The following is a 24,187-nucleotide window of genomic DNA, read 5'->3' as shown; positions in this document are numbered from 1 at the left end:
CTAAGCCGTTAATTCATAAAGAAAAAATGTCACGTACTAAATTCGTTATCTCTGTCACGTTTTGGCTAATGTTATTTTTTGCAGGCTCATCGACTGCTTTTTTAGCAGGAATTTACCTGTACTTAACACCTAATTTGCCCGACGTAGAAACTCTAAAAGAAACTAAATTTCAGATTCCACTGCGCATATACACTCGTGACGAAAAACTCATTGGTGAGTTTGGTGAGAAACGTCGTAGCCCAATTCGATTTGAGGAAATTCCAGAAAATTTCGCCCATGCAATCTTATCGGCCGAAGATGATAGATTTTACTCGCACAGCGGTGTTGATATAAAAGGCCTTTTGCGAGCGGTATCACAAATATTGCAAACAGGAGAAATTCAGGGCGGCGGAAGTACCATTACGATGCAGGTCGCACGCAATTTCTTCTTAACTCGTGAGCAAGTATTTACTCGCAAATTCAACGAAATTCTACTTGCTTTGCAAATTGAACGTGAACTGAGTAAAGAGGAAATTCTCACTTTATATGTGAACAAAATATATTTGGGTAATCGCGCCTACGGTATCCAAGCAGCGGCTCAAGTTTATTACGGAAAAAATATCGATGAGTTAAGTCTAGCGCAAACGGCAATGATCGCAGGATTACCGAAAGCGCCGTCGGCTTATAACCCAATTGTTAATCCAACACGCGCTTTAATTCGTCGCAACTGGATTTTAGGGCGAATGAAGGAGTTGGGTTATATCGATGAACTTACTTATCAAACCGCATTTGCAGAACCAGTTACCGCCAAAAATCACGGTGCCGTTGTCGATTTAAATGCGCCTTACATCGCTGAAATGGCGCGCAAAGAAATGATTGACCGATTTGGATTAAGCGCCTACACCGATGGTTATAAAGCGTATTTAACCGTCGACAGTAAATTGCAACAAGCGGCGCAAAATTCATTAATTAACGGCCTCGAAGATTATGATCAACGTCATGGATTTCGAGGTAAAGAAGCAACGCTTAGCACTTCAGAAATAAAAGAAGTTAATTTACCGATAATTGCCATTAATTCCGATGAGAGTTCGTCTTTAGAAAATACTCAGGAATCAACAGAGCAAAACTCGTTATTAAATACCGAATTAAATTCAGAGAATCTTGATCAACCTCAAGAGGAAACTATTGCAACGCGCGTCGCTGTATTTGATCAACAATCTTGGCAGGAACAGCTCAGCAATATTCCAACGTTTGCAAAACGCGCTCCTGCTGCTGTTACAAAAGTCTCTGATGCTGGTATCCACGCGCTATTAAGTGATGGCAGCGAAATATTTGTCTCGAAAGAAAACGGCCTTGAGAATATTCGTGGTTATCTCAGTGAAAATGGTACGACTGCCAGATATAAATCGCCACGAGATTTCCTCCAGCCCGGCGATGTCATTCGTGTCTTCAAAAACTCAGAGAGTTGGCATTTTTCTCAAATTCCTGAAGCTCAGGCCGCGCTAGTTGCTTTAGATCCTAAAAATGGCGCCATTCGAGCTTTAGTTGGTGGTTACGATTTTAATCAGAGCCATTTTAACCGTGTTACGCAAGCACAACGTCAACCAGGCTCTAACTTCAAGCCATTCATTTATACCACCGCTCTTGAACACGGCTTTACTCCAGCGACATTAGTAAATGACGCACCTATTGTGTTTGACGACGCTGGACTTGAAAGCTCTTGGCGCCCAGAAAACTCCAGTGGAAAATTCTATGGCCCAACACGTTTGCGAGAGGCGCTCTACAACTCCAGAAACCTAGTTTCAATTCGCGTATTAAGAGAAGTAGGAATCAACACCACCATAGACAACCTCGGCCGCTTTGGATTTGACACATCAAGTCTTCCAAAAGACTTATCTCTTGCCCTAGGCAGCAACGCGTTAACACCATTGCAGGTCGCAACCGGTTACGCATCGTTTGCAAACGGTGGTTACAAAATTGAACCCTATTTATTGGATGCCATAGAAGACTCGAACGGTTTCATTATCGAGTTTGCGACACCGCCTACGGTTTGCAACGAGAGCTGCCTACAAGAACGAGAACTACAAGAATTAACGGCACTGGCTGAGCAAGAGTTTGCAGCGTTGGTGGAACAAAACCCTATTCGCACCCGTCAGGATCAAACTCTGGCCGAGCGCCTGCACTATGCCTACCGAACTACCGAACGACCCACAACACCTGTAGCGCCAAGAATTATGAGCGAGCAAGTCAACTACCTCATAAACTCTATGCTTAGGGACGTGATTCGCAAAGGTACCGGCACAAAAGCTCAAGTACTAAAACGCAGCGATCTCGCCGGCAAAACCGGCACTACCAACGGCCCAACCGATGCTTGGTTCTCGGGATTCAATAGTAACCTAGTGGCAACAACCTGGTTAGGTTTTGATCAGAACCAATTATTGGGCGTTCGCGAGTTTGGCGGCTCCGCAGCCTTACCAATCTGGATTGACTTTATGAAGATCGCACTTGATGGTGTACCGGAAGATAATATTCGTCAACCCGATGGCATAGTGTCGATCAAGATCGATCCTGAGACGGGAAAAAGAGCTGCTCCCGGAGATCCGGATGCTATTTTTGAAATCTTCCGCGCTGAAAATGTGCCAGAAATTTCCGATAACCAAGATGGCAACTCAAAAGACGTAGATACCATCGAAGAACTGTTTTAAGGCTGCCCAGAAACAAAAAAACCCGCAAAAGCGGGTTTTTTTGTTTTTAGAGCTACTGCATTACTTATTGATGCGGCTACCGAAACGCTTCTTGAAGCGATCGATACGACCACCGGTATCAACAACTTTTTGCTTACCAGTGTAGAATGGGTGACACGATGAACAAACGTCAAGGTGAAGGTCTCGACCCAAGGTAGAGCGAGTTTGAATAGTGTTGCCACAGCTACAAGTTGCAGTAACGTCGGTATATTTAGGATGAATATCAGCTTTCATGATCTTTCCTACGCGTTTTTGTGCCGCCACCCAAACTTGTGTTGGGCACCGCACTACGGTTAATGTTAGCGGAATTTTAAGAGCTGGCGATACTACTGGCAAAGTCCTGCTTACGCAAGAAAATTCGACCAATCCGACGCCATTTTGGTTCATACAAACTACTTCAAGAACGTATTTGTGATTATTTTTGAAATTGCCCTACCCGTTCCACTGCGCGCGCTCTTCGACTATCTCGCTCCTAACTCGACTCCCGACCTGCTAACACCTGAAAGCCACACAACATTAGCAATTCCTGATCAAGCTATTGGTTGTCGAGTAGAAGTGCCTTTTGGCAAGAAAAACGGTCGCACACTCATCGGAATCATCGTTGGCACCAAAGAAATCACGCTCAATGAACCCAACTCAAAACTCAAAGCCATTCATCGCTTTATAGATGAAACACCCATCATCGATGCTGCTACCATTGAACTCTGTCAGTGGGTGGCAAATTATTATCACCATTCGCTCGGTGAAACTCTCACCACAGCACTTCCGAAAAAAATTCGTTTAGGCGAAGTGATCGAATTACAAAAAGAAGAATATTGGCTGCCTACAACAGAATCATTCGGCCTGAGTGACACAGCGTTAAAAAATGCCCCCAAGCAAAAATCTGCGTTGGATTATATTAAAAAATTTCAGCCTTCCAAAGAATCTCTGAAAAATACCGATATAAATTCCGCCATATTAAAGGCGCTAGAAAGCAAACATTTAATTAAAAAAACAGTACGTGAAAATAACAAACAAAAACCAGAGCTACTGCCGGAACCCTTCATCTTAAATGATGAACAAAAACACGTAATCAATAATTTGGTGTTAGAAAAATTCCAAGTTCACTTACTGCAAGGAAATACCGGCAGCGGCAAAACCGAAATCTATTTTCAAGCCATTGGTAAAATTCTAGCGTCAGGCCAACAAGCCTTAGTTTTAATTCCAGAAATCAGTTTGGGACCGCAAACAATTTCTCGCTTTCAAGAACGATTTAAAGCAAATATTGTTGCTCTACATTCATCTCTTAATGATACAGAACGAGCTCAAAATTGGCTAAGCGCAAAAAATACCCAAGCAGACATTATTATCGGCACACGCTCAAGTATTTTTACACCGGCACCCAATCTTGGTTTGATTATTATCGATGAAGAGCATGATTTATCGTTTAAACAACAAGACGGATTGCGCTATAACGCACGAGATATTGCTCTGGTTCGGGCACAAAAATTAAATATTCCAGTTATTTTAGGCTCTGCGACACCTTCTTTTGAGTCTCTTTTAAACGCCGATAAAGATCGTTTTAAAAAACTACTTTTAACCCAAAAAGCCGCTACAAGCTTTGAACCCAAAATAGAGTTGGAAGATTTAAAAAACCAACTCATCTTTGAAGGTTTAACCGAAAAATCGTTAGCGGCCATTGATCACACTCTACAAAAAAATCAGCAGGCTTTAGTATTTTTAAATCGCCGCGGTTTTGCTCCGGCATTAATGTGTCATCACTGTGGCTGGATTTCTAAATGCAAACATTGCGATAGGAATTTAACGCTGCATCATTATCCTAAACATTTGCATTGCCATCACTGCGACTATCAAAAACCAGTCTACCATCAGTGTCCAAGTTGTTTTAGCCCAGAATTAATTGATGTCGGTATCGGCACCGAAAAACTCGAAGTTTTTTTAAAAAATCGATTTCCATCGGTATCGATAATGCGGGTTGATCGAGATACCACACAAACCAAAAATGCTTTTGACGATTTAATAACAAAAATTAATCAAGGAGAACCGTGCATTTTAGTCGGCACACAAATGCTGGTTAAAGGCCATCATTTTCCGAACATGACATTAGTGGTGGTTGCTAATGCAGATTCAGGTTTACTCAGTGGCGATTTTAGAGGCCTAGAAAAAACCGCCCAAATATTAGTTCAGGTGGCCGGACGCGCCGGACGTGCGCAAAAGCAGGGGCACGTATTAATTCAAACCCACCATCCAGACCATCCGTTATTTCATGATTTATTTTCACTGGGTTACGACCACTTTGCGCAATTACAACTGCAAGATCGCTATCTCACCGAAATGCCTCCTTATACGCATCTCGCCATATTGGCCGCGGAATCTGAAAATTCTTACAGTGCAGAACAATTTTTATCAAATGTTCGACAGGTTTTTCAGACCAACCTGCCACCAAGCTCTACGCTACAAATACTCGGGCCGATGCCAGCAACCCTTGAAAAAATCAAGAATCGTTTTCGGCACTTTATTCAACTCAAGGCCAAATCAAGAGCGGAGCTGCATCACACTCTCTCTGCAAGCCTTGGTCAAATTGAAAAACTGCCCGGACAACACAAATTGCGCTGGTCGCTCGATATAGATCCTCAAGAGCTGCCTTAATAGTTACTCAAACCAGCATCCGCTGATCAGACCCGCTACGTAATACATTTTGAAAGACTAATTTGTGAGAAATCGCGAACAATTACAAAAAACTATCAAAAAATTAAAACCAATAGATTTATTTAACAAAACTATCGATTAAATTTTATTAATTAATTTCCACAATCTAATAGTTTTATTTAAAGTTACCTCATCAAGACAAAACAACTCGCTCTGAGAGGACGACATCATGTTAGAGAATAAAGAAGGCCATAAAGTACCCTCCGTTACCTTTCGTACTCGCGATGGCAATGATTGGAAAAACGTTACTACTGAAGACCTTTTCACCAATAAAACCGTCGTGGTTTTTGCTTTGCCCGGCGCATTTACCCCAACCTGTTCAACTACGCACCTACCACGCTACAACGAGCTTGCGCCCGTTTTTAAAGCCAACGGCGTCGATGACATTGTATGTATCTCGGTAAACGACGGCTTTGTTATGCAGTCGTGGCAGAAAAACCAAAACGCCGAAAACATCACCTTTATTCCAGATGGTAACGGTGAGTTTTCTGAAGGCATGGGCATGTTGGTGGATAAAAACGACCTTGGTTTTGGCAAACGCAGCTGGCGTTACTCGATGTTGGTTAAAAACGGCGTCGTAGAAAAAATGTTTATCGAACCAGAAAAACCCGGCGACCCGTTTGAAGTCTCCGACGGCGACACCATGCTGAACTACATCAACCCAAACGCCGAGCAACCAAAACGTGTAACTGTATTCACCAAACCAGGTTGCCCACACTGTACCCGCGCTAAAAAAGCGCTGGCAGCAAACGGCTTAAAATACGAAGAAATTGAACTTGGCCAAAACGGATTGAGCTTCTCAAGCTTAATGGCAGTGACCGGTGCTGGAACCACTCCACAGGTTTACATCGACGGCGAATTAATTGGCACCGCTGATCAGCTAGAAGCCTACTTAGCAAAATAAGTTAGACAATAAATCCCATCTTAAAAAAACGCTGGGTAAATCCCGGCGTTTTTTTTGTTTAAAGCAGGAGAAAAACATGCAAACTCGAGATGTAGATGTCGCAATCATCGGCGCTGGAACCGCAGGCCTCGCTGCCTATCGCGCCGCTAAACAATACACTCAAAATGTGGTGATCATCGAAGGCGGCCCTTATGGCACCACCTGCGCCCGAGTTGGTTGCATGCCAAGTAAATTATTAATTTCAGCAGCAAACGCCGCATATATTCATAAAACCACCCATTTATTTGGTGTTGATTACCCAGCACCACAATTACGAGAAAAAGACATCTTTCAGCGCATTCGGTCTGAACGCGATCGCTTCAGCGGATTTGTGGTGGAGTCTGTAGAAAACTTTCCCGAGCAAGATCGTATTCGCGGTTACGCAAAATTTTTAAGCGACAATCAATTGTCGGTAGCGCTTAACGATAATGCCGAAGAATTAATCGTCAACGCTCAGCGTATCGTCATTGCCACAGGTTCTCGCCCAAGCATAATTCCGTTTATGGAAGCTGCCGGCGATAAACTGCTGGTGAACGACGATGTGTTCGAGTTAGAAACACTACCGAAAAAAGTGGTGGTCTTTGGCCCTGGTGTTATCGGCTTAGAACTTGGTCAGGCGTTACATCGCTTAGGTGTCGAAATCACCATGCTAGGCGTTGGCGGTGCATTGGGTCCATTGTCTGACCCTGAAATTAAAAGCTATGCCTACGAACATTTTAACGAAGAATTTTATTTAGATATTGATGCCAAGGTAGAAACGGTTAGTCGCGAAGACGAACACGTATTAGTGAGTTACCAACATAAGACTCGCGGCTTTGTCACCGACTCGTTTGATTATTTAATTGCTGCAACGGGCCGACGGCCGAATATCGACAAACTTGATATCGAAAAAACCAGCTTAGAATTAACCGAGCGCGGCATGCCAATATTCGACGAATTTTCGATGCGCTGCGGAAAATCCAATATATTTATTGCCGGTGACGTTAATAATTTTCGACCACTGTTACACGAAGCCGCCGACGAAGGCAAAATTGCGGGTGAAAATGCCGGTCGTTACCCAGACGTTCGCGCTGGAAAACGCAGAACATCTTTAGGTGTTGTATTTAGCGAGCCGCAAATCGCAACCGTAGGCTTAAATTTAAATCAAGTCAAAGAACGCTGCCAACAATGCTACGCCGAAGGCAGCGTAAGTTTTGAAGACCAAGGTCGCAGTCGTGTAATGGGTGTAAACCACGGATTATTAAAAGTGTATGGCGAACAAGGTACCGGATTATTTTTAGGTGCTGAAATGTTTGGCCCTGCCGCCGAACATATTGCACATCTTTTAAGTTGGTCAGTACAAATGCGCATGACGGTATCGCAAATGCTGGAAATGCCGTTTTACCATCCGGTTATTGAAGAAGGTGTTCGCACGGCTTTAAGAGACCTAAACCACAAACTGCAAATTGGCCCAGAAGTTATCGAACGTTGTTTAGATTGCGGACCGGGTGCTTAAATTATTTTAGGAACCTCTGTTAGGAATCTCTGATTAACACCGCTATGATTTAATCAGAGGTTCCTCTGATCAAGAGGTGCCAATAATCACTCAAGAACCAAAAAAACTCTCGTCAGCCATTTCGCTATCACACATTTTCACGGGATTAATCACCCCAACTCTTCGTAAAAATGCAATTATCGTGATTGGGATCGATTTTACCATTTGCTAATCTATCTATATATCCCAGCATTTCGCTACAATAACGCCCCAATTCGATAAAGACTCAACCCTTATGACCCGCGATTTCGCAAAGAAGAAAAGACCGCCTTCGTCCAATACTCGTCGGACCAGCTCGCGAAAGCCCGAGGCCAAACCGCAAAAAAGCTTACCCGGTTGGCTTTGGCTATTGTCGGGCGCCGTTATTGGCGCGTTTGCGATGTTTTTGGTTTATCTTTCTGGCGTTGGACCCAGCAAACCCGAAGAAACCGATTCACCGGTTGTTACAACACCACTGCCCGCTCAACCAAAAGTACAACCCAAAGCGCAGCCGAAAAATGAAGTTGTAGCCACTAAACCTGAAGAAGACGCGCCAAAACCTCGATTAGAGTTTTATAAGTTACTCAAAGAAAGCGAGGTAGAAGTCGATGCCACAGCGCCACCCATTCAAACCGGTAAAACCGTTACCCAAGAAAATATTGAATATCTGTTGCAGGCTGGTTCGTTTCAAAAACTCACTGACGCCGATCGCATGCGCGCCGAGCTGATTTTAATGAACCTAGATGTCGCCGTAGAAAAAGTCACTCTCGAAAACAAACAGGTTTGGCACCGCGTTATTGTTGGCCCTTTCGACAACCGCTCGCAAATGGCTTCGGCCCGAGCGACGCTGGTATCTAACGACATTAACCCGCTGCTCATTAAAAGGCCTAAATAGCGTCAATCTAGACCATCGACCTTCAAGCGTGAATATCTAACTTTCACGCTTGAAAATCTCGCCTCAACCCCCACCTCTGTGCTCTACACTGCTTTTATTTTCCAGCTTTAAGGATTCTTTGTGGATCAATATCGAGGAACAACCATTCTCTCTGTGCGTCGTGGCAACACCGTAGTTATTGGTGGCGACGGGCAGGTTTCACTGGGCAATACCATCATGAAGGGTAATGCCCGTAAAGTTCGCCGCCTCTACAACAACAAAGTTTTGGCGGGATTCGCCGGTGGCACAGCCGATGCGTTCACTCTATTTGAACGCTTTGAAGCAAAGCTTGAAAGCTATAACGGTCAGCTGGTTCGTGCCGCTGTAGAATTGGCCAAAGACTGGCGAACCGACCGAGCGCTGCGCCGTCTTGAAGCATTACTGGCCGTGGCAGACAAAGAAGCCTCGTTGATCATTACCGGTAACGGTGATGTTATTCAGCCTGAGCAAGATTTAATTGCCATAGGCTCCGGTGGCCCGTTTGCACAATCTGCTGCTCGTGCCCTTTTAGATAATACCGATATGAGCGCACAAGATATCGTGAAACAGGGTCTAACCATTGCTGGCGATATTTGTGTATACACCAACCAAAATCACGTCATAGAAACGCTGGAATTTTAAATCCAGACACAGAGCAAGAAGAGAATTCCTATGTCCAGCATGACACCGAGCGAAATTGTCCACGAGCTCGACAAACACATTGTCGGCCAAAAAGACGCAAAACGCGCTGTAGCCATTGCCCTGCGTAATCGTTGGCGCAGAATGCAACTTGTTGAAGAGTTGCGCAACGAAGTAACCCCAAAAAATATCTTAATGATTGGCCCGACCGGTGTGGGTAAAACCGAAATTGCCCGCCGCTTGGCAAAGCTTGCAAACGCGCCTTTCATTAAAGTAGAAGCGACCAAATTTACCGAAGTTGGCTACGTTGGCCGCGATGTCGATTCTATCATTCGCGACCTGGTCGATATGTCGATCAAAATGTATCGCGAACAAGAAAAAGAAAAGGTCAAACACCGCGCCCAAGACGCCGCCGAAGAGCGAATTCTTGATGCATTACTACCGCCTGCACGCGGCTCAGAAGAAGGACAGAAAGAATCTTCTACGCGCCAAATCTTCCGCAAAAAATTGCGTGAAGGCGAGTTAGATGACAAAGAAATTGAAATCGATGTGGCCGCGGCAAAAGTTGGCGTTGAGATTATGGCACCTCCCGGCATGGAAGAGATGACCAGCCAGCTGCAAAACATGTTCTCGAACATTGGCCAAAACAAAACCAAAAAAGCCAAGCTCACCATCAAGCAAGCCCTAAAACAACTTGCCGATGAAGAAGCGAGCAAGATGATCAACGAAGAAGAAACCAAAGCTAAAGCTATTGAGGCTGCGGAGCAAAACGGTATTGTCTTCATTGATGAGATCGACAAGGTCGCTAAACGCGAAGGCTCAAGCGGTGCCGATGTTTCCCGCGAAGGTGTACAACGCGATCTTCTACCACTGATCGAAGGCTCCACCGTGAGCACCAAACACGGCATGATCAAAACCGATCATATTTTGTTTATTGCTTCAGGCGCGTTCCACCTGTCTAAGCCGTCTGATCTGATTCCCGAGCTGCAAGGTCGTCTACCCATTCGTGTTGAGCTCAATGCACTCACACCAAATGATTTCGAACGTATTTTGACAGAACCAAATGCGTCACTGACGGATCAACAAATCGCATTGATGAAAACCGAAGGTGTCGATTTGTCGTTTACCGAAGATGGCATTCGCCGCATCGCCGAAACTGCGTTTCAGGTTAACGAAAGCACCGAGAACATTGGCGCGCGACGTCTACATACCGTTATGGAACGCTTGCTGGAAGAGGTGTCGTTCAACTCGGGACAGTCAGAAAAAGAAATCGTTATTGATGCCGCGTTTGTGGATTCACAGCTTAACGAATTGTCCCACGACGAAGATCTCAGCCGCTTTATTCTTTAAGCAGCAATGCCAAACAGCGGGCTCTGGCTAATTCAGAGTCCCAAGCCCCAAAGCCCCAAGCGACACACACTACTTCGGTATTCCCTGTGTCGCTGGTTTTACATCGTTGTGTTCAAAGCGGATCAGTTACCGGTCGCGCAAAAACATTAAAGAACTCATGATTACCGCGATATCGCTCATTGTTCGCGGTATGTTCCGCGAACAATACCCATCCCACCTCTGTATAAATACGCTCGTTAGCGTAATTCCATTAGAAATCGACTTTTAAATAGCGTTAAAATTAAAAACTTGATTGCCGTGCCACATTTTTCAGGGCTTAACGCTGAATTGTTAGAATTCACCACGACCGACCCAATCAAACATCAGCTCCACTGTGAGGCTAGCCATGGATGCTCCCGAAAAAATCAAACTGCATAAACAATCCCAAACTTTAGAGCTTGCATACAACGGCATCAATTATCAATTATCGGCGGAGTTTCTCCGAGTGCACTCACCGTCTGCCGAGGTTCGTGGCCACGGTCAAGGACAAGAAACCTTGCAACACGGCAAAATCAATGTGGCCATGACGAATATAGAAGCCTGTGGAAATTACGCGCTAAAAATAATCTTTAACGACGGTCATGATTCAGGCCTATACTCGTGGGATTATCTTAAAACCCTGTGCGAAAATCAGTTTAAGCTTTGGCGTGATTATTTGGATAAACTCGACGCCGCCGGTCTGACTCGCGATCCCAATGTGCAAGTACTTAAACTCAGCTAAATAACAATAATACGTCAACTCTCATGTCAGAAGCTCGTCAAAGTAAGCAAACCGATACCAAAGCAAAAATTTACGGCCAAAAAAAACCGGCACCACCCATACGCAGACTACTCAAAGCCGCCTATTACTCTCTCAAAGGACTGAAATCGACCTTTTGGTACGAGCAAGCCTTTCGCTTTGAAGTCTATGCGCTTATTGCAGCTATTCCGCTCTCAACACTGGTTGCCAAAACAGCTCTTGAATACCTGATACTTATTGGCAGCATTATCTTTGTCATGATTATCGAGCTGCTTAATACCGGTATTGAAATGATCGTAGATCGAGTTGGTGTAGAGCATCATGAACTGTCCGGTCGCGCTAAGGATGCAGGTTCAGCAGCGGTGTTTGTCGCTATGATTCTTGCAGCAGCTTGCTGGTTAGTGATAGGCCTGTTCTAACGGCGCCCAGCTACAAACCAATCACGCCTTTTACGCCTCACCCGATATCCTCATCGAGCAGACCTTACGCCTGTCATTGATGATGGATTATTCTATTCTCGCTAGCGGTAATGTTTCGTAAAAACTCAGGAAATTTCCTCGGTAAATTCGCCAAACAATCGTCCTAATGAATAGCAACCCGAACACTAAATGTATAACAACATCTGATTAACTTATCCACGATGCAATCAGAGGTACCTACACATATTATCCGTTCAAGCTTAAATATCAGCATTTATGAGCAAACGGTCAACTCGGGTAAACTAGCTCCTAGGCTTTAGGTGTGGTTTTAAATAACTCACCAATACATTATTCATTACAGCAGGTCAGGTCGTAGAAATGATCAAATCGAAGTTTATTAAACAATGCGCAATTTTATCTGTTGCCGCCACAACATGTTTCACAGGTAACGCTTTCAGTGCGAACGCAGCCGAAAAAACCCCGGTGATTTTCGACACCGACATGGCCATTGATGACTGGTCAGCCTTATTATTATTAGCTAAAACCGATTCAATCGATCTTTTAGCAGTAACGGCCAATGGAGTTGGCGAAACACGCTGCGCGCCCGCCATGCGAAATATTCCGGCATTATTAGCGTTAGCGACCGAAGACGAAGTTGTTATCGGTTGTGGAGATGCATACCCACTGGATGGTTACTTCACATTTCCAGAACCGTGGCGTCAACAGGCCGATACGCTTTCTGGCGTTGAAATTGCCGACGGTACCTTACCTATTACCGCAAAACACCCGGTGCACATAATTCACGAAGCCATCGAAAGTACTCAGCAAAAAATAACGCTACTTGCCACCGGCAGCCTGACCAATATTGCCCAGTGGATTGAGCATCATCCAGAAGACGTGAGTAAAGTCGAAAAATTAGTGATTATGGGCGGATCATTCGATACCCATGGAAATATTATTGTTCCAGGCTTTACCGACGGACATCCAAATAAAAGCGCAGAGTGGAATATTTATGTTGACGCCATTGCTGCCGAAAAAGTATTTTCTTCGCAATTAAATATAGAAGTGGTTGGATTGGATGTTACCAACGAAGTTAAAGTAACCACCGAATTTGCTAAAGATTTTAAAAAGAAAGCAAAAACCGAAGCGGCTATCTTTTGGGATAAAGTACTCGACGACAACGACTGGTTTATTAATTCTGGCGAATATTATTTTTGGGATGTACTCGCAGCATTAGTTGTCATTGACCCTAGTTTTTGCTCTGGCGAATACAGCTCGGTAACGGTTTCTTACGATTTAATTGAACAACCGAGCCAATGGGATAATCAAAATATTCCCGATGTAACCTACACCGGCGCAAAACGAAAATCCTACGACCCTGCAACCTTTGGGGTATTAAGACGAGGCGGTGATAACAAACCTGCCAAAATTTGCAAAAAAACGAAATCCAAAGAGGCTTTTAGTTTATTTACAGAAACGATGAATAAATCTTTATAACACTTCTTAGCACTCCTTCCTTTTATTTACTCTATTGAATGATTAACTCATTTGATAGAGTAACCATCATTCAATATCACGTACAAAAAATTATATACAATTGCCAAGGCAGGCTTTGTATTAATAAATTAGCGCTATGCTAAACAAAAAAACAATAATCAACGGAGTCAGGATGATGAACTCACCTTTGCGAAAGCTTTCAATTTTAACCGCGTTAACCGTCAGTCTATTCTCAGCGAGCAATCTCGCTTCTGCTGGCAAAGCCGATGTTGTTAAGGTGACATACCATAAATTAAGTTCGGGAAATTATAATTTCCACGTTTCTATACAACACGATGACTCAGGCTGGGACCATTACGCCAACCGCTGGGAAATACTTGATTTACAAGGAAATATTCTAGCAGTTCGAGATTTACGGCACCCACAATTAGACAAAGAAACCTACCAGAAAACCAAAAATAACATAGAAATTCCAGAAGGCATTCGCACCGTACAAGTCAGAGCTCACGACATAATGCACGGCTACGGCGGTAATGTAATGACAGTAGAACTTGAATAACCAGACAGATTTTATTTATTCAAAATAATTAAAATAACAATGTTAATTTATTAATAACATGTGTTTTTTTATTTATATAAGCAGCGCTCAATGTAGATATTGAGCACTGCAGCATCAGCTTAAAGAAGTTTGTATCACCGATAAAACCAGCAGAATTGCCATAATTCTGTTAAACCAGCGTACATGATACGAACTTTTTACAAATGCTCGAATTTTATCGCCCAACACCAACCAAGTACCCACACAAGGTAGAGCGACAGAAGTAAAAATAAATGCCACATGTAACGCCTCCTGTAACCTCTCATCTTGAACCTGGCTGAAAGACGCAATCGTACTGACCGCTACAATCCATGATTTTGGATTTACCCAATGTAAAAAAGCTCCATGCCAAAAACTGGGCGGCGTACCTACAGACGACTCAACATTGACCGACTGTGTGTTAAATATCTTCCAAGCCATGTAGACCAAATAAGCGCAGCCCACAATTTTTAAAATAATGTGCGCCAGCGGAAATACCGCAAAAATACTGTACAGACCAACGCCCACCGCAACCAGCATAAACGGAAAGCCTAAAACAACGCCCAGAAAAACGGGGACACTTTTTTTTACACCAAAATTAAAACCTGAACTCATTACCAAAACATTACTTGGGCCAGGAGTTAAAGTTGCTGTCATTGCAAATAGTGCGAGTGCAATCCACTCCATGATGAATTCCTTCCAGAAAATATTAATTTTTAAGTGTGCAAAATCGCTGCGTTTGCAATTATAAAATTCACTCCGGCAACCTAAGGCTATACATTTTTTATTTGAACAAATAACCTAAGTCTCTCTAATACAACACCCTAGATGACCGAAATTACTCTACAACGCGACGAATAATGATTTAATCAACTCGCGACAACCTTAATTCATCACAATGGAAAGGCGGTGATTCGACATGAAGCACACTGCGTTTACTGTCAGATATGATTAAATTAAAAAACGGATCAAAAGAATACCGATGAACCGATAAATGAGTATCTAAATTCCAAGCCAACTGTGATGGCCTTGCCTGGTATTTTTTTGCCAATAAAAAATAAAAAGTATTGAGCGTAAAAAAATCCACCTCATCTTTTTGATAAAAGCTCAAAGCAGGAGCATTGCTGAAAAAACTACAGGAAGTTGCAAAAGCATCCGCCGGATACTGCGCCAATGTTGTATCATAACCTTCGCAAATATAATCCAGCTCCTCGTTAGAAATACATACAAAAGCTACGTTATCACTGAAAAACGCATAATCGCTGTAGCGATTACTCTGCTCCAAAAATAGATCAATATTAATAACTAAAATATTGTCCAGAAAACCAGATTGAACATCTTTAATAGACTGCAAACAACCATACACCATACTGTTGCAACCTTTGCCGCCTAAAAAATAAAGCTCTGCCGACTCAGACAGTGTTATGGACGCCGTTAATACCGTCCAAAAATCGATGGTTTCTTGCGGAGACAAGAACATTGTCGAACTCGTTACTACAACTCTATTAATGATGGGAAGCGATGCCGTTGACAGATTATCAACTAACCAATCCAATGCATCGGTTAGACCATTGGTCAATCCTAGAAAACTAAGTGCCTCGTTATTTTTTAAAATACCACTTTTATAAACAATCGAACTGGGCGCAAAAGACTGAACATAGTCTACGAACCTACGATTATCGGGCATAAAAATCGGCTTGGATAAATAGGCAGATCTAATCACGTCAAACAAAACCTTTACAATTTATTTTTGATTCCAAACTTGATATCGAATGCAAGGTTTTCCCTCATAGCTCACAACAACCCAAGAACCACGCAATACGATGCGTTCGATAAATTCACCAGATTTTGTTAGCGTGTCTACCTGAACCAAACCCGTGACGTAAGAAAAATCATCCCCAGACAAACCTTCTATTTCAAGAAGCTCGACATAAATATGGTAATCCTTCATCCCGTAACAAAAGGCAACCATATCCACACCGGTTTTATCGGGAAGACTGGGCGGACACCACAATATATCGGGATGGTACAAATGTCGGTATATTGTGGGATCGTTGCTGTTACTGATTGTTGGATAATTGTCTCGAATAAATGCCACACCATCGATCATGTCAACTCAACCTATAAAAACATCAAAGGAACAAAAACTTACATGAGTTTCCTCTATAGGAAACTCTAATTAACCTAACGTTTCCAGCGACAAAAGAATGTGTCGTCAATTTCAAGAACGATAAGTGTTTAAAATTGTGAATAATTTGGAGGTCGCATTTTTACTTTTAGCTCTCTGATCAAATCAGGATTGGGTTAATCAGAAGATCTTAAAGATTACTTCAACCATCTAGAAATAATTGCTGCAACACTCTCGGGCGTTTCGTACATAAACATGTGGCTGCCAGAAATCGGATAATTTTTTACCTTTGCGCTATGCGCACAATAATTCTCAGCCCATTCTGGTTTAACAATTTTATCGCCCAGCGCATAAATATTTAAAATTTCGGTATCAATATTTAAAACATGATCAGCAAACCAATCGTTCACACTCTTTAATAAAATATGCTGTTTACTGCAATCTTCAAACTCAGGCATAAAAGCAAAGAAATCGCGCTTTAGAACTGATAAATTATCACCGATCATAAACTCAGGTGAGAATGCACTAAAGGTTGTAAATTTGAAAAACGTATCTGCATCCAGAGAAAATAAATCATTCAAAACGTGCTCAGAATTATTACGATACGAGCCCTTAAACTCTTCCAGATGACAACTGCCCAATAAAATAAGTGACTTTATAGTGCTTTGCGCACGCAAGCTTGTATATATTTGTGCAATAAAGCCACCCATGGAATGACCAGCCAGATGGAATTCTTTGAGACCAAACTGTTTAATTACCGCGTCAATAGAAGCCAATGTGGCCGATATATCGCTCTCGACTACATCGCCGTACCCGGTTCCTAAATTACTGATTAAAATAACATTAATATCCGGCATATGTTTGGCCATTGGCATCATCACCCAATTACCAAACATATACCCAGACAAAATAATTAAAGTATCACCTTCTGGATTACCAAACTGGGTAACTTCTAACACAGAGCACCTTCATCACAATTTTATTTTAGAGACGACAGAAAACCCAAGACTCTTGGATTTTCTGTGTTAACAAACGAATTGAAGCCAATTTTTACAAGAAACTTTGATTAACCAAGAGTTTCCAGCAATACACAGATGTGTCATCCAATTCAAGCACGGTCAGTGATTAAAATGGGCAAGAAATTGGAAATCGCATGTTTAGTTTCTGCCCTCTGATTAAATCCTGGAGGAGTTAATCAGAGGTTTTTATAGGTTTACAACCAAGGCTCTTTAACCTTATTAATACCTACCTTATCTTCACCAGAAACCAATAGGGTTGCGTATTTATCGAGATCCAATACTTCACCTAAGGCATCAAAGGTTTTTAAATTTTGATAAACAGCCACTTCTGGAATAACGTAACGCGCCGCCATAGCAAAACGGGTGTCTGTCTCAGATATGTTAGGAAACGAACCGTGTAAACACTTAGAAGTAAACACAAAGAATTGTCCGGCTTTAACTTCCATGGTTACCGCTTTACTTTCGTCCGGTTTCCAACTGCTATCGACCTTCAGATTTTCCCAACTGTAACCAAAGAATCCAGAATTATCATTAACGGCAACTTTTTCCTGATCGAAATTATTACCTTTAGATTCATCAAAGAACCAATTTTCTTTATGACTGCCCGGCATAAACTTCATACAGCCGTTTTCTAGGGTAGCATCGGTCATGGCGATCCAAACGGTTACAACCCAGTATTTTTCACCTTCCAATAAATGTTCAGGCGGGGTGAGTTTAGGTTGATTTTCGAACTCGAAAAAACGCTTGGCTTGATGCCATTCAGTACCGCCGTCACCGGGATATTTAGGAAACCACTCAGTACGCCAGCAAAGCAGATCATCACCCATAATGGACGCGACTTTATCTACAATTACCGGTGATGTAACAATTTGTTGAAGCGACTTTAAATCTAAGTGACGATCGTAATTCAAACGTGAATTCTGGAAAACGCAGTCTTCCCGATACAATAACTCTTTGCGAATACGCTTATTCCACAACTCTTTCATTTGCTCAGAGTCGAACAAGGTAAACGGACCAATAAAACCTTGCTTATCGAAGGTTTCTAATTGTTCATCGGTGAGTGAATAGATGCTTTTGTTTCTAGACATGGGTCAGGCTCTCAACATGGTCGGTGAGTTGATTTAGACTGGATTTTTCGGATAACAACACTGACGGATCAAGGTCAATATCCAAATTTTTGCGGATACTTTCTGTAAGCACAAAAATACCTACCGAATTGCCACCAAGATCCAAATACTGAGCGTCGGCATCTCCGGGCATATCCATATTGAGTGATTTCCAATATAATGTTGCTAATTCAGCGTGCATTTTTATCCCTCCAATTGCTTTAATAAGCAGGCTTTAAAATTTTTACGGTCAAGTTTTCCGGTGGAAAGCGTCTTTATTTCTGAAAAATCTATTTCGATGATCGATTCCGGCACTGCATACACGGGTAATGTTTTTGAAATGTTGGATTTAATGGATTTAATTTCTATTTTTTTATCGCTGCTTACACCAGCAACTAAAGAATCAAAACCATTTTTTTGTCGAACCAAGGCTATGGCATAGGCGCCCGCTGGCATTGATTTGAGAACCGCTGCTTCAACTTCTTGAAGAGAAACTCGGTTACCGCGAATTTTAACCAGATCGTCTTTTCGACCGGTAAACCACAATCGGCCCTGCTCATCTCTATAGCCAAAATCGCCGGTGTAATACGCCTTAGAGCCATCTTCGAAAATTTTTAATTGCTCGGTTTGCTCAGTACCCAAATACCCGTCCATAAGCTGCTGGCCAGCAATAATAATTTGACCTTCAATACGCGGCTCTTGAATCTTAGATCCGTGCTCATCGATCAACTGAATATCAACGTGTTTGAGTGAATTACCCAACGGCATAAATCCGGTATCGGTATCAAAGGGCTGATCAAACTTAAAGAAAGTTGTGTTGTTAGTATTCTCGGTTGGGCCATAGAATTGACAGAACTTAGCCTGTGGAAAAATTCCAGCAATGGTTTTTAACACACTGACCGGACAGCCTTCACCGCCGTAGTAGACTCGGGTCAATTTTGGTAATTCCTGCGGCTTACCTTGATAGATCAATCCCATCATTTTTAAAATGGTAGAAATCGCTAGGAATTCTGTAATGTCGTCCGATTTTAATAGCGTCATGATTTGCTGAGGCAGAAGCCCCGAGTCGGCAATAACGATGTTAAAACCACGAGCGAACTGCACCAAGAAATCCAATTGGAAAACGTCAAAATGGATGGGACACAAACTAAGCCAGGTGCCTGCGCGCTCGTTCATGACTTCTAGCATTGAATCAACATAATGAGCTAACGCCTGCAAACCGACCATAACACCCTTGGGCTCTCCGGTGCTTCCAGAGGTAAAAATAATATTACCGTCGTATTGGGTATTTATTTTGTTTACTGATAAATACGCGTGTTGAAATGTCACCGGACTCTTTGCAAGTAAATCTGCGCACGATGAAGATTCATTGTTAGCGGTTAAGTCTGCACCAAATTCTGGTGTACACACACAAAGAATTGGATTAACTCGATTAAAGACACTGAGTTTTCTAGCAGTCGGCAGAGTTGTATCAATAAAACAGAAACCCAATCCTAACTTTATGCAAGCCATCAACAAGGTTACCGATTCCACCGACTTAGGCAGATCAGAAAAAACAACGCCCTTGGCTGGCAAGATGGAATCGAGTGTTTCTGCTAAGCGATCGACATTTTCGAAAAAATCGCGATAGGCTACCGGAGATTCACCCGCGTTTTTGATATAAATATCGTCTCGATTACGATATGCGCTTATTTGTTGGTATAGGTTCATAATACACCGCGCGGTTGTTAATGCCGCAAAGATTGAAAATTAAATAAACGGTTTAATTGTTTGAAGATCTACTTAAGACCTATGACAAGGTTGCATTCCATAGATCTTCAAACTGAATATCGCTAATTGCCGGTATTTTTTCAAAATTAATAGCAACACCGCTACTGCCTTCTAGTTGAGACACAAACAACATTGTTTCAATAGAATTAAGATCAAAATCGGCAGTCGATAATTTATAATCGAGAGTATCTACGCTTTTGCCAATCGTACTCAGCGAAGTACCAATGGCCATTAAGAAACTTTCTTTATTCAGCACGATTTATCCACCTATTCAAAAATTTCATAACCCGAAACAACGTACCAATCTTCAATACTGTATTGGGTTACCAGTCCATTTAGGTAATACGGATCGTTATCCACAAAATTTTGCACATCGTCTTTGCTACCCGCGAATATGATCAAACCGTCTGTTATAGGATCACCACTTGCTCCACCTGCCTTGGCAACTCCGTTTTTGCAGGCTGTGCTAATATGAAGTAAATGTTGATCACGAAATGGCATCCTTTTATTTACAAAGTCTTCACAAAAGGAATATTTGAGTAATTGCAAGGTGACAATTTTAGGATTAATAACAGGCGCTTCACTCATGTAGGGTAACTCATATTTTTTAAAATATTTAACAAAGACGATGTACTAAAATTTATAAATCTACTTCAAGAACCTTAGCTCGGTATTCTTCTTGTTCGCGATTTAACCCGTGCTCAGGCGTCGTTAATACAAATACATCGCGAAAACTGGGTTCATCTGGGTGTTTTTTCTCGATGGGTGTTGCGCAATGGAGAAAATATCGATCGCAGTGGGAAATTAAACCACCTTCCGGAACCACCTCAGAAACGACTTCTTCGTCCTTGATCCAGTATTTAGTTTTACCCGACTCATCTTCGATGTTGTGTCTGCGAACAATATAAACGCCTGTCCAATCGGTACCGTCTTTATGTCTGCCCTCAGGCGTTGGATTACCAGAATCGGTGGTGCGAATTTGATGTACGGAGAAGCTTTTTACCTCAAACGGAATTTGTTCAAGCCAGCATTTAATCATGGTGTCAAACGCTTCTGTTTGTAATAACGAGATAGGTACGTCGGCATAAATTCGATCGATACCGCCGTAAGAGTCTATGTCGTTCACATAGGTAGGTTGGTACAGGGCAACCTTCGGTAACAATTTGTAACCCTCTTCGGTAATTTCAACGCGGGATGTCGTTCTGTAACGCGACCCCTTATCGTAATAATTATCGTAGGGTACAAAATCAAAAGATCGTTGTAATTGTGATATATCCAACTCTGGAAAATGTATATCCAGTGTTAGCTCGTCTTTGTAAAAGAATTTAGTATGACCATCTTTTTCAATACGCTGTAACATAGGTGACCCACTTTTTATCAGACTCTGGCAGATAGCCGGTTGTTAAACTTTTATAACATTGAATGATTTCGTCGAAGGCTTGATTATGACCTATTAATTGTTGGCCTCCGATTTGATCGACCACTCGAATTTCTGAAGCTGTACTTGTTAATGCACAGGCAACGACTTTATTTAATTCGTCTTTATGAACCGCCCGGTAATTAACCGTAATAGCCATTTCTTTTAACAGTTCGATGGCCGTTTTACGGGTAATACCTGGCAAACAATATTCATCACTGGGCGTTACATATTCGCCATTATTTAATTTAAAGATAATATTGTGAGCACTGGTTTCTGTAACAAAACCTTGGTCATCAAACATCATTACCTCATTAAAACCTGCGGATTTTTTCCCCAGAGCCATGTATGAATCAAAATAATTACGAGATATTTTTTTGTTGATGGTCTTTGTATCTCTTACAATATCGGAGACTTCGATATTCAACGGTTGTTTTTTTGGCATCGTCGAAAAAGGCGTAGCCATAATGACCATCTGCACCGCAGGCGGCGACGAAAGGCTCATAATGCCTTCACCAAAGAACGCTATGGGTCGAATATACAGATCTCGATCGCGACACTTAGCTACCAAATCAATCGTCAAAGATAATAATGCCTGCTGATTTATATGCTCTGATTTCAAATTTAAATAATTACAACTCATTAAGAAGCGATCAATGTGTTCTTCTAACCGAAAAATCCCAGCAATAGAATTTTTGTTGGTAGCGTAAGAACGAATACCTTCAAAGGCACACACCGAATAATTCAGAGAAAATAATCCAGGTGCATAGCTGGGCGAAACTTCACCTTGATACTTACCGTTGTAAACATACTGAGTTTTATCCGATTGCAGCTGAGGCATAAATTTCGTGTTCATATATGACCTCCCTTATTGACCAGTTCAAACAAATCCAATCCGGATTGTATTTTTGCCAATACGTCGTCTTCGATGTGTTTAATGTCTTGGGCTCTTGACAAAACTTTTTCAACATCGTTAATACCAACGCAAATAACACCGTTTGCATCGCCAACAATTAAATCGTTTTGTGCAATCCAATGACCGGAAAAAAGACAGCCCGCGCCACGGCTCTCGACCTTCATGCATCCCTGGGAGTCCATAACCGCAAGGTTCGAATACCAAACCGGGATAGAAAGTCTTTTTATCTCTTCGTAATCGCGCACGGCACCAAATAGAATGGCGGCTTGGTATCGTCTTTTTTCAATAAACGTCAGACTCATACCACCAGCCAGTACATATTCGTCGGAAATTTCGCGGCAGCCGGCGACATAAACCTTCTGTGTACCGTCATCTTTTATATCTGCGACAAACGCGCCGACGTCCTGCCAGGTAGAAGGCGACGGTTTAATAATTTCTGAACCTTTTCGTGTTGGCCCCCACATTACCGTGTCGGCATAACCCCAGAATTTTTCACCGTGTGTATAACGCAATTGTTTCGATAAATATCGACAAGGAACACCAACGTGATCGCAAGCATCAGCGATGTTAGCCGTGCTTAATCCGTCTAAAAGCGCTGCCACAGACATGTTTTAATGTCTCCGCTCGAAAATAGCCCAACCCATACTTACCGGACCATAACTGTGTTTGACTTCTAAATTATTGGTTTTCGCGGCAGCAAGTGTTGTTACACAGGCGTCGTAGTTTCCTAATGCGCATTGTTTAGCTGCGTCTGCGTTGCTATTAACCAATTCTACATTGGAGTAAAAAGGTTGAATTAATTCCACTGGTGCCGGGTGAGAGCAGGCTCTATCACCGTCCCTTGCCACGCCAATTACCATGGCGTCGGTAGGTTTCATAAACACGCCGGTCATTTTAATCGACGTTAAATTTTGGAAAACAATATCGTTTAATTTTGGATATACGATGCACAAAATCACTTTATCAACTTCTTCGTTTTTTAACGCTTCTATTGATAATTCTGGCGTATCGTACAAAGCCACATCCCCTTCGAAGTTGTTTTCTTTTAAATAAAAATACGATGCCATTTCGGAATTAGTATCTTGTGGACCCAATGTTCCTATCCGCATAGAAGAAGCCTCAAAAATTAAATACAGGAATTAAGTTAATCAGATACTGAAAACAACAGAACCATTTTAAAAACCGTCGTGCGTCAAATTCAGCTACTGCTCACGGCGTTAGCTAGGCATTCATTTTAAGCACAAAAAATCTCTCCTAAAAATCCCCTGTTTTTAACACTGCAACATTTTCTGCTTTTTATTTTCAGGATTTTTAATGCTTACAATTAACTTATTTTATTGTTTGAATTTACTTATATAAATTTTTTGAACAACTCACCTATATTTAATTTTTCAACAACATAGAAATATATTTGGCGTGAAAAACATCTCATAGAAATATCTTAACTACTGCTACCTTGAAGATTTTTGCTTTTAATTGGTGTTATATTTTACAATTTGAAAAATTATTACAGCTTGATATATTTGTATTTACCGGCACTAAAAATTCGACAAATCTCGCAATTCTCTAATTAACCAAAACCACTTATTATCGAATCCTAACGTGAAAATTTTATTTATATCTTTTCGAAATTAATTGAATATCGGAAAAATCTTTAGTTAGGAAATGCAGAATAAAAAACGCCGAAAATGTGAAAATGTGAAAATGTGAAAATGTGAAAATGTGAAAATGTGAAAATGTGAAAATGTGAAAATGTGAAAATGTGAAAAT

The 24,187-nt window shown here is 41.9% G+C and carries 25 protein-coding genes; 11 read left to right on the top strand and 14 right to left on the bottom strand.

Annotated elements, in window-relative coordinates; genetic code table 11:
- The first annotated feature begins 68 nt into the window (after window positions 1-68).
- On the top strand, window positions 69-2,684 hold the full coding sequence (locus ACYQ2C_RS13935; RefSeq protein WP_460103631.1) for a penicillin-binding protein 1A: 2,616 nt from the start codon (window positions 69-71) through the stop codon (window positions 2,682-2,684).
- Window positions 2,685-2,744: 60 nt separating this feature from the next.
- Here the strand turns inward: ACYQ2C_RS13935 and rpmE are convergent, their stop codons facing one another.
- On the bottom strand, window positions 2,745-2,957 hold the full coding sequence (rpmE, locus tag ACYQ2C_RS13930) for a 50S ribosomal protein L31 (RefSeq protein ID WP_460047632.1): 213 nt from the start codon (window positions 2,955-2,957) through the stop codon (window positions 2,745-2,747).
- Between the two features lie 177 nt (window positions 2,958-3,134).
- On the opposite strand from rpmE, the gene ACYQ2C_RS13925 reads away from it, so the two are divergent.
- The 10 genes from ACYQ2C_RS13925 (at window position 3,135) to ACYQ2C_RS13880 (ending at window position 14,043) form a co-directional block, all read left to right on the top strand.
- A complete protein-coding gene (locus ACYQ2C_RS13925; RefSeq protein ID WP_460103634.1) occupies window positions 3,135-5,372 on the top strand; it encodes a primosomal protein N' in 2,238 nt (745 codons plus the stop codon).
- A gap of 229 nt (window positions 5,373-5,601) precedes the next feature.
- A complete protein-coding gene (locus ACYQ2C_RS13920) occupies window positions 5,602-6,336 on the top strand; it encodes a glutathione peroxidase (RefSeq protein WP_460103636.1) in 735 nt (244 codons plus the stop codon).
- Window positions 6,337-6,412: 76 nt separating this feature from the next.
- The gene (locus tag ACYQ2C_RS13915; RefSeq protein ID WP_460103639.1) at window positions 6,413-7,870 is read left to right on the top strand and encodes a dihydrolipoyl dehydrogenase; all 1,458 of its coding nucleotides are present in this window, start codon (window positions 6,413-6,415) and stop codon (window positions 7,868-7,870) included.
- 274 nt (window positions 7,871-8,144) lie between these two features.
- Window positions 8,145-8,783, top strand: coding sequence for an SPOR domain-containing protein (locus ACYQ2C_RS13910; protein ID WP_460103641.1), 639 nt, complete (start codon window positions 8,145-8,147; stop codon window positions 8,781-8,783).
- 120 nt (window positions 8,784-8,903) lie between these two features.
- Complete coding sequence (hslV, locus tag ACYQ2C_RS13905; protein ID WP_460047402.1) at window positions 8,904-9,443, top strand: ATP-dependent protease subunit HslV; 540 nt, start codon at window positions 8,904-8,906, stop codon at window positions 9,441-9,443.
- Between the two features lie 30 nt (window positions 9,444-9,473).
- Entirely contained in the window at window positions 9,474-10,790 is a 1,317-nt protein-coding gene (hslU, locus tag ACYQ2C_RS13900) for an ATP-dependent protease ATPase subunit HslU (protein ID WP_460103644.1), read from the top strand.
- A gap of 385 nt (window positions 10,791-11,175) precedes the next feature.
- Window positions 11,176-11,550 (top strand): gamma-butyrobetaine hydroxylase family protein, encoded by a 375-nt coding sequence (locus ACYQ2C_RS13895; protein ID WP_460047400.1) that lies wholly within the window; start codon window positions 11,176-11,178, stop codon window positions 11,548-11,550.
- Window positions 11,551-11,573: 23 nt separating this feature from the next.
- Window positions 11,574-11,987 (top strand): diacylglycerol kinase, encoded by a 414-nt coding sequence (locus tag ACYQ2C_RS13890; RefSeq protein WP_460103648.1) that lies wholly within the window; start codon window positions 11,574-11,576, stop codon window positions 11,985-11,987.
- Between the two features lie 378 nt (window positions 11,988-12,365).
- Entirely contained in the window at window positions 12,366-13,484 is a 1,119-nt protein-coding gene (locus tag ACYQ2C_RS13885) for a nucleoside hydrolase (protein ID WP_460103651.1), read from the top strand.
- A gap of 172 nt (window positions 13,485-13,656) precedes the next feature.
- Window positions 13,657-14,043 (top strand): hypothetical protein, encoded by a 387-nt coding sequence (locus ACYQ2C_RS13880; RefSeq protein ID WP_460047397.1) that lies wholly within the window; start codon window positions 13,657-13,659, stop codon window positions 14,041-14,043.
- Between the two features lie 114 nt (window positions 14,044-14,157).
- Here the strand turns inward: ACYQ2C_RS13880 and ACYQ2C_RS13875 are convergent, their stop codons facing one another.
- From ACYQ2C_RS13875 to ACYQ2C_RS13815, 13 genes are all read right to left on the bottom strand, one after another.
- Window positions 14,158-14,748, bottom strand: coding sequence for a LysE family translocator (locus ACYQ2C_RS13875; protein ID WP_460103654.1), 591 nt, complete (start codon window positions 14,746-14,748; stop codon window positions 14,158-14,160).
- A 178-nt stretch (window positions 14,749-14,926) separates the two neighbouring features.
- On the bottom strand, window positions 14,927-15,748 hold the full coding sequence (locus ACYQ2C_RS13870) for a hypothetical protein (RefSeq protein WP_460103657.1): 822 nt from the start codon (window positions 15,746-15,748) through the stop codon (window positions 14,927-14,929).
- A gap of 57 nt (window positions 15,749-15,805) precedes the next feature.
- Window positions 15,806-16,171, bottom strand: a complete 366-nt coding sequence (locus ACYQ2C_RS13865; RefSeq protein ID WP_460047394.1) for a Cif family virulence factor — start codon at window positions 16,169-16,171, stop codon at window positions 15,806-15,808.
- A gap of 215 nt (window positions 16,172-16,386) precedes the next feature.
- Window positions 16,387-17,148 (bottom strand): alpha/beta fold hydrolase, encoded by a 762-nt coding sequence (locus tag ACYQ2C_RS13860; protein ID WP_460103660.1) that lies wholly within the window; start codon window positions 17,146-17,148, stop codon window positions 16,387-16,389.
- A 254-nt stretch (window positions 17,149-17,402) separates the two neighbouring features.
- Window positions 17,403-18,296 carry a chlorinating enzyme gene (locus ACYQ2C_RS13855; protein WP_460103663.1) on the bottom strand — a complete coding sequence of 298 codons (894 nt, stop codon included), beginning with the start codon at window positions 18,294-18,296 and terminating at the stop codon, window positions 17,403-17,405.
- Window positions 18,289-18,516 (bottom strand): acyl carrier protein, encoded by a 228-nt coding sequence (locus ACYQ2C_RS13850; protein WP_460103666.1) that lies wholly within the window; start codon window positions 18,514-18,516, stop codon window positions 18,289-18,291. Before ACYQ2C_RS13850 ends, ACYQ2C_RS13855 begins: the two co-directional genes overlap by 8 nt.
- 2 nt (window positions 18,517-18,518) lie before the next feature.
- Entirely contained in the window at window positions 18,519-20,024 is a 1,506-nt protein-coding gene (locus tag ACYQ2C_RS13845) for an AMP-binding protein (RefSeq protein WP_460103668.1), read from the bottom strand.
- A gap of 79 nt (window positions 20,025-20,103) precedes the next feature.
- Window positions 20,104-20,340: a hypothetical protein gene (locus tag ACYQ2C_RS13840; RefSeq protein WP_460103671.1), complete on the bottom strand. Its 237-nt coding sequence runs from the start codon at window positions 20,338-20,340 to the stop codon at window positions 20,104-20,106.
- An 11-nt stretch (window positions 20,341-20,351) separates the two neighbouring features.
- Window positions 20,352-20,672 (bottom strand): YciI family protein, encoded by a 321-nt coding sequence (locus ACYQ2C_RS13835; protein WP_460103673.1) that lies wholly within the window; start codon window positions 20,670-20,672, stop codon window positions 20,352-20,354.
- Window positions 20,673-20,724: 52 nt separating this feature from the next.
- A complete protein-coding gene (locus ACYQ2C_RS13830) occupies window positions 20,725-21,444 on the bottom strand; it encodes a 2OG-Fe dioxygenase family protein (RefSeq protein ID WP_460047384.1) in 720 nt (239 codons plus the stop codon).
- A complete protein-coding gene (locus ACYQ2C_RS13825; RefSeq protein WP_460103677.1) occupies window positions 21,428-22,357 on the bottom strand; it encodes an aminotransferase class IV in 930 nt (309 codons plus the stop codon). The genes ACYQ2C_RS13830 and ACYQ2C_RS13825 overlap by 17 nt, the downstream gene beginning before the upstream one ends.
- Complete coding sequence (locus tag ACYQ2C_RS13820; RefSeq protein ID WP_460103681.1) at window positions 22,354-23,025, bottom strand: RraA family protein; 672 nt, start codon at window positions 23,023-23,025, stop codon at window positions 22,354-22,356. The genes ACYQ2C_RS13825 and ACYQ2C_RS13820 overlap by 4 nt, the downstream gene beginning before the upstream one ends.
- Window positions 23,026-23,028: 3 nt before the next feature.
- A complete protein-coding gene (locus ACYQ2C_RS13815) occupies window positions 23,029-23,526 on the bottom strand; it encodes a type 2 periplasmic-binding domain-containing protein (protein ID WP_460047378.1) in 498 nt (165 codons plus the stop codon).
- Between the last annotated feature and the right edge of the window lie 661 nt (window positions 23,527-24,187).

The organism is Sessilibacter sp. MAH3 (assembly GCF_054658275.1).
The sequence above is the reverse complement of the archived record's forward strand: the minus strand, read 5'-3'. Positions and strand labels throughout refer to the sequence as shown.